The 10788-nt window shown below is 65.4% G+C and carries 8 protein-coding genes; 7 read left to right on the top strand and 1 reads right to left on the bottom strand.

Annotated features, from left to right (window positions below):
* Positions 1 to 165: 165 nt before the first annotated feature.
* From acnA to J2808_RS19215, 6 genes are all read left to right on the top strand, one after another.
* Complete coding sequence (gene acnA / locus J2808_RS19240) at positions 166 to 2976, top strand: aconitate hydratase AcnA (RefSeq protein WP_309819854.1); 2811 nt, start codon at positions 166 to 168, stop codon at positions 2974 to 2976.
* Between the two features lie 129 nt (positions 2977 to 3105).
* Entirely contained in the window at positions 3106 to 5079 is a 1974-nt protein-coding gene (gene dxs / locus J2808_RS19235) for a 1-deoxy-D-xylulose-5-phosphate synthase (protein WP_309819852.1), read from the top strand.
* Entirely contained in the window at positions 5076 to 5693 is a 618-nt protein-coding gene (locus J2808_RS19230) for a DUF402 domain-containing protein (RefSeq protein WP_309819850.1), read from the top strand. The genes dxs and J2808_RS19230 overlap by 4 nt, the downstream gene beginning before the upstream one ends.
* Positions 5690 to 6250, top strand: a complete 561-nt coding sequence (locus J2808_RS19225; protein ID WP_309819847.1) for a hypothetical protein — start codon at positions 5690 to 5692, stop codon at positions 6248 to 6250. Before J2808_RS19230 ends, J2808_RS19225 begins: the two co-directional genes overlap by 4 nt.
* Positions 6251 to 6259: 9 nt before the next feature.
* Positions 6260 to 7237: an aldo/keto reductase gene (locus tag J2808_RS19220; protein ID WP_309819846.1), complete on the top strand. Its 978-nt coding sequence runs from the start codon at positions 6260 to 6262 to the stop codon at positions 7235 to 7237.
* A gap of 11 nt (positions 7238 to 7248) precedes the next feature.
* Positions 7249 to 8274 carry a nucleoside hydrolase gene (locus J2808_RS19215; RefSeq protein ID WP_309819844.1) on the top strand — a complete coding sequence of 342 codons (1026 nt, stop codon included), beginning with the start codon at positions 7249 to 7251 and terminating at the stop codon, positions 8272 to 8274.
* A 23-nt stretch (positions 8275 to 8297) separates the two neighbouring features.
* Here J2808_RS19215 and J2808_RS19210 read toward each other — a convergent pair whose 3' ends face one another.
* Positions 8298 to 9722, bottom strand: a complete 1425-nt coding sequence (locus J2808_RS19210) for a mycothione reductase (RefSeq protein ID WP_309819842.1) — start codon at positions 9720 to 9722, stop codon at positions 8298 to 8300.
* Between the two features lie 206 nt (positions 9723 to 9928).
* Between J2808_RS19210 and J2808_RS19205 the strand changes: the two genes are divergently transcribed.
* Complete coding sequence (locus tag J2808_RS19205; RefSeq protein WP_309819840.1) at positions 9929 to 10783, top strand: ECF transporter S component; 855 nt, start codon at positions 9929 to 9931, stop codon at positions 10781 to 10783.
* Positions 10784 to 10788: the final 5 nt, after the last annotated feature.

The following is a 10788-nucleotide window of genomic DNA, read 5'->3' as shown; positions in this document are numbered from 1 at the left end:
TGCTACTAGGATGGCGGTAGTAATCCCACGTCGCGCCCGTATTCACGGTTGAGTATTCACGGCTGACCACCTGCAGTATTTGGGGCCAGCACTAATTAGGCCTGCCTAACTAGCAAGCGGTCTACCGCGCGACAAAGATGAAACTGTTGCGAGAGGAGTCCTGCGATGAGCACAGTGGACAGCTTCGGTTCAAAAGGCAAACTTAATGTAGCCGGAACCGAATACGAAATTTTCCGGTTGAACTCCGTTGAAGGTGCAGAAAACCTTCCGTTCAGCCTCAAGGTATTGCTTGAAAACCTGTTGAGGACCGAGGACGGCGCGAACATCACTGCCGATCACGTGCGTGCCTTGGCTGGCTGGGATCCCAATGCCCAGCCTGATACAGAAATCCAGTTCACGCCTGCCCGCGTGATCATGCAGGACTTCACCGGCGTCCCCTGCGTGGTGGACCTGGCGACGATGCGTGAAGCGGTCAAGGAACTCGGCGGTGACCCCAAGCGGGTGAACCCGTTGGCTCCTGCGGAAATGGTCATCGACCACTCCGTGCAGATCGACGCTTTCGGTAACTCCGGCGCACTGGAGCGCAACATGGAGATCGAATACCAGCGGAACGGTGAGCGTTACCAGTTCCTGCGCTGGGGCCAGACGGCATTCGATGACTTCAAGGTTGTTCCCCCGGGAACCGGCATCGTGCACCAGGTCAACATCGAATACCTGGCCCGCACGGTCATGACCCGCGAAATTGACGGAGTGGTCCGGGCGTACCCTGACACCTGCGTTGGCACCGACTCGCACACCACCATGGTCAACGGCCTGGGTGTCCTCGGCTGGGGCGTTGGCGGCATCGAAGCCGAAGCGGCCATGCTGGGACAGCCCGTCTCGATGCTCATCCCGCGCGTTGTTGGCTTCAAGCTGACCGGGTCCATTCCGGCCGGCGCCACCGCCACCGACGTGGTGCTGACCATCACTGAGCAGCTCCGTAAGCACGGTGTAGTGGGCAAGTTCGTGGAATTCTACGGCGAAGGTGTTGCCGCGGTGCCGCTGGCCAACCGCGCCACGATCGGCAACATGAGCCCGGAATTTGGTTCCACGGCCGCAATGTTCCCGATCGACGACGTCACATTGGACTACCTGCGCCTCACGGGCCGGTCGGACGAAAACGTGGCACTCGTAGAGTCCTACGCCAAGGAACAGGGCCTCTGGCACGATCCGTCGCGTGAGATCAAGTTCTCCGAATACCTCGAACTGGACCTGTCCACGGTTGTTCCGTCCATCTCCGGCCCCAAGCGTCCCCAGGACCGCATTGAGCTGACGGATGCCAAGGAGCAGTTCCGCAAGGACATCCACAACTACGTCGCCATCGAAGACGGCAGCGTGGACGAGTCCCTGGACGAATCGTTCCCGGCCTCGGACGCCCCGTCCTTTACGCACGCCGACTCTCACACCACCGAGACCAGCCGCGTTGTGTCCGCCGCGAACGGCGCCAACGGGCGCCCGAGCAGCCCGGTGCACATCAAGACCGAAGACGGCCGCGAGTTCGAACTGGACCACGGAGCGGTGTCCATCGCCTCGATCACGTCCTGCACCAACACGTCCAACCCGTCGGTGATGCTGGCAGCCGCGCTGCTGGCCCGCAACGCCGTCGACAAGGGCCTCACGTCGAAGCCTTGGGTCAAGACCTCCGTGGCCCCCGGTTCCAAGGTTGTCACCGACTACTACAACAAGTCGGGCCTGACCCCGTACCTGGAGAAGCTCGGCTTCTACATCGTGGGCTACGGCTGCGCCACCTGCATCGGCAACTCCGGTCCGCTGGACGCGGAAATCTCCGAGGCCATCCAGGCCAACGACCTTTCCGTCACCGCCGTGCTCTCCGGTAACCGTAACTTCGAAGGCCGGATCAACCCGGACGTGAAGATGAACTACCTGGCCTCCCCGCCGCTGGTCATCGCTTACGCCCTGGCCGGTTCCATGGACTTCGACTTCGACACCGATTCCCTGGGCAAGGACGAAGCCGGAAACGATGTCTTCCTGAAGGACATCTGGCCCAACCCGGTTGAGGTCCAGCAGGTCATCGATTCCTCGATCGACAAGGACATGTTCGCCCGTGGCTATGAGGGCGTTTTCGACGGCGACGCTCGCTGGAAGGCGCTCGACACGCCCGCCGGTGACACCTTCGCCTGGGATCCGAACTCCACGTACGTCCGGAAGCCCCCGTACTTCGACGGCATGAAGGCTCAGCCGGAGCCCGTCCAGGACATCACGGGCGCACGCGTGCTGCTGAAGCTGGGCGATTCGGTCACCACCGACCACATCTCCCCGGCCGGTTCCTTCAAGTCCGACACCCCGGCGGGCCAGTACCTGCTGGCCAACGGTGTGGACCGCAAGGACTTCAACTCCTACGGCTCACGCCGTGGCAACCACGAAGTCATGATCCGCGGCACGTTCGCGAACATCCGCATCAAGAACCAGATCCTGGACGGCGTCGAAGGTGGCTTCACCCGCGACTTCACCCAGGCCGACGGTCCGCAGGCTTACGTCTACGACGCCGCGCAGAACTACCAGGCAGCCGGCACTCCGCTGGTGGTCCTGGCAGGCAAGGAATACGGCTCCGGGTCCTCCCGTGACTGGGCTGCGAAGGGCACGGCGCTCCTGGGCGTCAAGGCCGTCGTCGCCGAAAGCTACGAGCGCATCCACCGTTCCAACCTGATCGGCATGGGCGTCCTGCCCCTGCAGTTCCCGGCCGGCGAATCCGCAGCCACCCTGGGCCTGACCGGCACGGAAACCTTCTCGGTTGAGGGCGTCACCGCCCTGAACGAAGGCACCACGCCCAAGACCCTCAAGGTCACCGCCACCGCAGAAGACGGCTCCGCCAAGACCTTCGATGCAGTACTCCGCATCGATACCCCGGGCGAAGCCGACTACTACCGCAACGGCGGCATCCTGCAGTACGTCCTGCGCCAGATCTCCGCAAACTAGCGGGTATCTGAACACACGCAGCATCCTCCCGAAGCCCCGGCCGGTCACCGACCAGCCGGGGCTTCGGCTTTGCATTTCAACCGAGGCGTTAGAGTTAATAGGCACGTCTACCACCCGAAGGAGGGGTCATTGGGAATCTTGGACACCATCCGGAATCCGCAGGACCTGAACGGGCTGTCCCAGGGGCAGCTCGAAGAACTGGCTGATGAGGTCAGGAGTTTCCTCATCACGAATGTCTCCCAGACGGGTGGACACCTTGGCCCCAACCTCGGCGTTGTGGAACTCACGCTGGCAGTGCACCGCATCTTCGATTCGCCGCGGGACAGCATCGTGTTCGACACGGGACACCAGTCCTATGTGCACAAGCTTTTGACCGGCCGGCAGGATTTCAGCACCCTGCGGCAGCAGGGCGGAATGTCCGGCTACCCGTCCCGCGCCGAGTCGGACCATGACATCGTGGAAAGCTCGCACGCGTCATCTTCCCTGTCCTGGGCGGACGGAATTTCCCGCGCCCGGCAGCTCACCGGAGAGGGCGACCGCTACGTCGTCGCCGTCGTTGGTGATGGCGCCCTCACCGGCGGCATGGCCTGGGAAGCCATCAACAACATTGCGGCGGACAAACGACGCCGCGTGGTGATCGTCGTCAACGACAACGGCCGCTCGTACGCGCCCACGGTAGGCGGCTTCGCGGACTACCTGGCTTCGCTCCGCCCCACCATCGACTCCTTCCGCGCCGCCCCGGCCTATGAGGGCACGCTGGACTGGTGGAAGAGGAAACTCCAGAACGGCGGCCCGGTGGGCCAGTTCACCTACAAGAGCCTGCACGCCATAAAAAAGGGCATCAAGGACTGGTGGGCTCCGCAGGGGATGTTCGAGGACCTCGGCATGAAGTACATCGGCCCGGTGGACGGCCACAACCTCCAGGCCATGGAGCATGCCCTGTCCACGGCCCGGAACTACGCCGGACCGGTCATTGTCCACGCCATGACCGAAAAGGGCCACGGCTATGCTCCGGCACGGGCGCATGAAGCCGACCAGTTCCACGCTGTGGGCATTATCGACCCCGAAACCGGTGAGCCCACCGGAGCCTCCGGTGCCCAGTCCTGGACTTCCGTGTTCGCCGACGAGATCGCGGCCATCTCCGATGAACGCGCCGACATCGTGGGCATCACGGGGGCCATGCTGATCCCCGTGGGGCTGCACAAGTTCGCCGCCAAGCACCCGGACCGCGTGATCGACGTCGGCATTGCCGAGCAGCACGCGCTGACCTCCGCCGCCGGCATGGCCTTCGGCGGCCTCCACCCTGTGGTGGCCGTGTATGCCACTTTCCTCAACCGTGCCTTCGACCAGCTCCTCATGGACGTGGCCCTGCATAAGGCCGGCGTGACCATCGTCCTGGACCGTGCCGGCGTCACCGGGCCGGACGGAGCCAGCCACCACGGCATGTGGGACATGGCCATGGTCCAGATTGTGCCGGGCCTGCACCTCGCCGCCCCCCGCGACGCATCCAGGCTGCGCGAAGAGCTCCGCGAGGCCGTGGCCATCGGCGACGCCCCCACCGTAGTGCGTTTCTCCAAGGGCACTGTGGGCGCCGAAGTGGAGGCCATCGAACGGCTCAGTGACGGCGTGGACGTGCTGGCCAGGAGACCCGCAGGCTCCACCGAAAACGATGTCCTGATCGTCAGCGTCGGAGCAATGTCTGAACTGGCCCTGGATGTCTCCAACCGGCTCGGTGCCCAGGGCATCAGCACCACTGTGGTTGATCCGCGCTGGGTTCTGCCCGTGCGCCGCTCCATCATCGCGATGGCCTCCCACCACCGGCTGGTCATCTGCATCGAGGACGGCGTCAGGGCCGGCGGCGTCGGATCACGCATCCGGCAGGAGATGCGTGCAGCCGGCGTGGATACCGCCCTGAACGAAGTGGGGCTTCCAGCAGAGTTCCTGGACCACGGCACCCGGAGCCAGGTCATGGAACGTGTGGGCCTGACAGCACAGCAGATCACCCACGACGTCGTCGCCCAGGTTTTGGGGACCAAGGTCCCGTTTGCGCGCCCCCTGCCAGGCCAGGAGCACCCCACCACCGGCAGCCTTCCGATTCTGTGAGGGAAGAAGACGCACTGAAGTTTCCGGGCGCCGTCGGAGAGACAGGTCCAGTCCGGCACACCAGCACCACCCGCGTTCCCGCGGGACTGCAGCCCGGCCAGCTGGTGGTGGCCCGGAACCGGAAATGGAACGGAAAAGCCCATTGGGTGGTCCCGGGGCGCTACATCGGTGAAGACCGGCACGGCTGGTGGATTTTTCAGGGGACCAATGAATTCTGCTCACGGCCCGGCGCGGCGTTCTACACGGCGTCCGACGCCGTGCTGCTGGTGCCGCGCTCAGGCGACTGGGTTGCCACTTTCTATGACTCCGCCCATCCCAGCGGCGTGCGGGTGTACGTTGACCTCGCGGTCGGCCACGAGTGGACGGACATCCGGCCCGCGGTCACCGAGTTCCATGTGATCGACATGGACCTGGACGTCATCCGCATGGCTGAACGCGGCGTGTTCATCGACGACCAGGACGAGTTCGCGGAGCACAGGATCGCCATGAACTACCCGGACCGGCTGGTGGATGACATCCAGGCCGCCGCGGATGAGCTTTATCAGGCCGTCAAGGCACAGCACGCACCGTTCGACGGCACAGACGTCGAATGGTTCACGAAGGGACGGTCATGAGCGGAATTATCAGGGTATACAAACGGGACGACGAGGGAGTTTTGCATTTCCGCGAGGGCTGGTTCGACGAGGACTACAGCCAGTTTGTGATGAACTTCGGCGTGGTGGGCCACCAGAGCAAAACCGAAGAAACCGATGTTCCCGACGCCGCAGCCGTGGAGGGGCTCATGGACGCCTTCGCCGTGCAGTGTGCAGAGGACGGCTACGCCGAAATCCCCGAGGAGGAGCAGTTCTGGGTAGTGGCCCAGTTTGCCCTCAAGACCAAAGATGGCACCGACCGGGACCGCTACCTCGAGGAAAAGGCCAAGGACGCTCTCATCAGCCACCTGGCCTGGCGTGGACTGGGTACCGTCGAACGCACCGAGTACAGCGACTACAAGCTGAATATCTTCTGCCTCTGCCCCGAGGTCAACAAAGCGGTCAGTGCCATCAAGATCTGCAGCCGCGGCGAGGACCTGGACTTCACCAAGCTCAGCATCGGCGCCGCACCCTTCAACGATCCGGACAACTTCAAGCTCAAGCACTCCGCGAAACCCGCCAACAGCTTCAGCGTTTAGGGGAACCCTGTGACTGAATACCGCCGCCTGGGAAAGTCCGGGCTGACCGTCTCCGTGGTGGGGCTCGGCTGCAACAACCTGGGCCGCGCCAAAACGGTGACCGAGTCACAGGAGGGAACGGACGCCGTCGTCCATGCCGCCCTCGACGCCGGCGTGACACTCTTCGACGTCGCGGACAGCTACGGACGGGAGCCCGGCCTCAGCGAAACGATGCTGGGCAAGGCCCTGGCCGGCCGGCGCGACGACGCCGTGGTGGCCACGAAGTTCGGGATGAACATGCGCGGCACCAACGGGCCCGACTTTGATGCCAGGGGCTCCCGCCGCTACATCGTCCGCGCCGCGGAGGCCTCCCTGCGGCGGCTCGGCACGGACTGGATTGACCTGTACCAGTTCCACACTCCGGACCCGCTGACTCCCATCGAGGAAACCCTCTCCGCCCTCGATAACCTCGTCACCAGCGGCAAGGTCCGCTACATCGGACACTCAAACCGCGCCGGCTGGCAGATTGCCGAAGCCGAGTTTGTGGCCCGCGCCGCTGGCGGCACACGTTTCATCTCCACCCAGAACCACTACAACCTCCTGGACCGGCGGGCCGAACTGGAGGTCACCCCGGCCGCGGAAGCCTACGGCCTGGGCGTCCTGCCATATTTCCCGCTGGCCAACGGGCTCCTCACCGGCAAGTACGCGCCGGACACGGCCCCCGAAGGCTCCCGGCTCAGCCACACCCGGACCCACATGGTGCACGACGCCGACTGGGACCAGCTCCAGCGTTTCAGCGCGTTCGCCGCCGAACGCCAGCTGTCCGAGATCCAGGTGGCCTTCTCCTGGCTCGCGGCCCAGCCTGCCGTCAGCAGCGTGATCGCCGGGGCCACGCGGCCCGAACAGATCCGCCAGAATGCCGAAGCCGTCGCCTGGGTGCCGTCCGCGGCCGAGCTGGACGAACTCGACGGGATCTTCCCCAAGGTCCCCAAAGTCGCGCTCTTTTAAGGACACCGCCGATGACCAAGCTCCTGCTTGACGTTGACACCGGGATCGACGACGCCCTGGCGCTGGCCTACCTGGCCTCGCTGCCCGACGTGGAATTCGTGGCCGTCACGGCGTCGCCGGGGAACGTGGACGCACACCAGGTGGCGCGTAACACCCTTGCCATGCTGGAACTGTGCGGCCGCACAGGGGTGGAGGTCGCCGTCGGTGCGGAAGCTCCGCTCGCCATCCCGCTGGTGACCACGCCGGAAACCCACGGACCCCAGGGCATTGGCCACGCCGTCCTGCCGTCGCCGTCCGGGATGGTCTCGCCGCGGCACGCCGCCGACCTGTGGGTGGAGGCAGCCCGGGCCCGGCCGGGGGAGCTGACTGCCCTGATAACCGCGCCGCTGACGAACTTCGCACTGGCCATCCGGCGTGAACCGCGGCTGCCCGAACTGCTGGGCAAGGTGGTGATCATGGGTGGCAGCTTCTACCACCAGGGGAACACCACTCCCACCGCCGAATGGAATACGCACGTTGATCCGCAGGCAGCCAAGGAAGTGTATGCGGCCTACCGCGGCCTGCCGGTGGACCGGCTGCCCATCGTTTGTTCACTGGACACCACGGAGCGGATCGAGCTGCGGCCCGAGCATGTACTAAGGCTCGCAGAGGCGGCCGGCTGCTCTGAGCGGGAGCTGGTCCTGCCGAAGCAGCCGGAAGGGCTCAGGAGCACCGCGGACAGTCCGCTGGTGCGGCACCTGTCCGATGCCCTGCGCTTCTACTTCGAGTTTCACCGGTTATACGGCCAGGGCTACCTGGCGCATGTCCATGACTACTTCGCCGCCGGTGTGGCGGCAGGGACCCTCGACTACGCAACCCGTCTGGCCACCGTGGATGTCGAGGTTGAATCGGCACTGCTGATGGGGACCACCGTGGCCGACTACCGGAACCTGTGGAGTCACTCGCCCAATGCCCGGATCGTCTCGGACAACAACCCTGAGCAGGCGTTTCGGGAATTGATCCGGGCCATCGGCGGCCTGGCGGTGCGGCTGCGCTGACTCATCGACTTCCCAGCGGGCCGCTACAGCGGCGCGTTTTCGGGTAAGTCCACGTCCAGGGCAAGCAGGGCGTTTTCCACCACCTCGGTCAGGGCCGGGTGAATCCAATACGGTCCCCGCGCGAGCGTGGCCACAGGCGTGGACAGCGCGATCGCCTGGACCAGGGGCTGGATGAGGATTGACGCCTCGTGGCCGAGGATGTGGGCCCCCAGCAGCCGGCCGCTGGATTTTTCCGCGATCAGTTTCACGATTCCCTCGGAGTCCTCCATCGCCCAGCCATAGGCCGTGCTGCCGTACTCCTGGACAGCCACGACGATGTCCGTGGCGTCGGCGGCCTCCTGCCGGGCCTCCTCCTCGGTCAGGCCCACGGCGGCCACCTGCGGATTGCTGAACACCGCAAACGGAACGCCCGTGTAGTCGATGCTCCGGAGTCGGTCCCGGTGTTCGAGGTTGTGCGCAACCACCCGCGCCTCCCGGTTGGCGACGTGTTTGAGCTGATAGCGGTTGGCGATGTCGCCCAGGGCATAAACGCCTTCCAGCGGTTCACCGTTTGAAAGAATCCGCAGCTGCGCGTCCACGGATAAGGTCTTGTCAGCCGTCAGGTCGAAGCCTGCCGCGGCGACATCGAGCCGGTCCGTGTTGGGCACGCGTCCGGTGGCCATCAGCACGATGTCCGTCTCAAGGCGCAACTGCTTGCCGTCGCCGCCGTCGAACACTGCGGTAACCCGGCCGTCCCCGATGTCCTCCACAGCCTGCAGCGTGAAGCCGAGCTCGAGCTTCCAGCGGCGGGCGGCTGCCCCGGCGAAGTGCCGCGAAATTTCCTCGTCATTGCCGCGGAGGAGGCGTTCGGAACGGTTGACCTGGACCACTTCGCACCCGAAGCCGTGGAAGATTGCGGCGAACTCCGCGGCGATGTAGCCGCCACCAACCACCACAACCTGCCTGGGCGGGCCGTCGATGCGCATCACAGTGTCCGAGGTGTGCACCTGGGGGAGATCCATGCCGGGGACGTCCGGTAAAACCGCACGGGATCCGGCGGCCACCACCACCTGGTCGGCGGTGATCTCGGTTCCGGATTCCGTTGTCATCGTCCGGGGCCCCGTGAAGCGGACAAATTCCTGGTAGAGGTCCACGTTGTCCAACTCCTCGGCCCGGTAGCGCCGGCCGTCTTCGGAGATGGCATCGATACGGCCGAAGATCCGGTCGCGGATGGCGTTCCAGCGCACGTTGTCGAGGGTCAGTTCCACGCCGAGGCGCGACGCTTCGGCGGGGACTGCGGCCAAGCCCGCCGGGTAGGCGAACATTTTTGTGGGGATGCATCCGACGTTCACGCACGTGCCGCCGAAGACGCCGCCGTCGATGAGGGCCACCCGCTTTCCGTCCCAAAAGGGGGTGATCAGCGAGTTTCCCGATCCGGAACCGATGATGGCGAGATCGTAGTGGGGCATGGTTCGGCCTTTCGGACTGTCAAGAGTGTGCGGCGGCAGGTCTGAGGGAGTCTACTCTCCATCCGATCCGCGGCGGCTTCCCGGTAGACTGGTCCGCGGACCGGGCCGGCGCAGACGCCCCCGGCTGCCGCCGAGGTGACATAGGCGGCGTTCCGCCCCGCCCGGGCCCTCCGGGCGGCAGAGCCTGCATCCCCCAAAGGAACGCCATGTCATCGCCCTCCCTCACGCTGCCGCCGCAAACGCCGGCCAACGCCCGGAACCGCCGCCTGCTGGAAATTTTCGGAGCCCTGGCCATCGCGGGGACCTACATCTACCTGGTCCTCAACCAGCCTGCTGACATCACCGGCGGGCCGGGCAGCGCCGCGGCTTTGATCGCCCTCTCCGGTTTCCTGGTGGGCGCTGTCCTGCTGATCGTGGCCGTGCTCCCCACTTTGCCCGTTTCCACGCTGGTGCTGATTCCCGTTGCCCTGGTGCTGAACATCGTCCTGGGCCAGTTTGTGGGCAGTACCCTGGTGCCCTTCTACCTCGACGCCATCGGCACCGTGCTGATCGCTGTCCTGGCCGGTCCGGCTGCCGGGGCGGCCACAGGCGCCCTCAGCAGCATCGTCTGGTCCTTCTTCAACCCCACCGTCCTGCCGTTTGCCGCCGGCGCGGCCCTGATCGGCTGCCTGGCCGGCCTCGCCGCGCGCTACGGGCTCTTCCGTCGCTTCTACCTGGTACCCGTGGCTGGTTTCCTGACCGGCATCATCGGCGGTGTGGTCTCCGCTCCCGTGGCGGCCTTCGTCTTCGGCGGCACGTCCGGCCTGGCCACCGGTGCCATCGTCAGTGCCTTCCGCTCCATGGGGGACAGCCTGCTGGCCGCCATCACCAAGCAGGCCCTGATCTCGGACCCGATGGACAAAGCCATTGTCTTCACCCTCGTAGCCCTGCTGGTTTATGCGCTGCCGCGCCGCACCAGGCTGCAGTTCCCGTTCGTCCGGCGGCACCGCGTGCTGGCCGGCCGGGACGACCGTCCGGCGCCAGACGTGCAGTCGGGCAAGGCCACCGGCCAGGACTCCTGACCCGC

Origin of the sequence: Pseudarthrobacter sulfonivorans (assembly GCF_031454915.1) — a bacterium.
GTDB lineage: Bacteria > Actinomycetota > Actinomycetes > Actinomycetales > Micrococcaceae > Arthrobacter > Arthrobacter sulfonivorans_C.
The sequence above is the reverse complement of the archived record's forward strand: the minus strand, read 5'-3'. Positions and strand labels throughout refer to the sequence as shown.

Excerpts from the sequence above, each read along its gene's own strand:
- acnA (WP_309819854.1), top strand. The coding sequence starts at position 166 with ATGAGCACAGTGGACAGCTTCGGTTCAAAAGGCAAACTTAATGTAGCC.
- J2808_RS19225 (WP_309819847.1), top strand. The coding sequence starts at position 5,690 with ATGAGCGGAATTATCAGGGTATACAAACGGGACGACGAGGGAGTTTTG.
- J2808_RS19215 (WP_309819844.1), top strand. The coding sequence starts at position 7,249 with ATGACCAAGCTCCTGCTTGACGTTGACACCGGGATCGACGACGCCCTG.
- J2808_RS19210 (WP_309819842.1), bottom strand. The coding sequence starts at position 9,722 with ATGCCCCACTACGATCTCGCCATCATCGGTTCCGGATCGGGAAACTCG.
- J2808_RS19205 (WP_309819840.1), top strand. The coding sequence starts at position 9,929 with ATGTCATCGCCCTCCCTCACGCTGCCGCCGCAAACGCCGGCCAACGCC.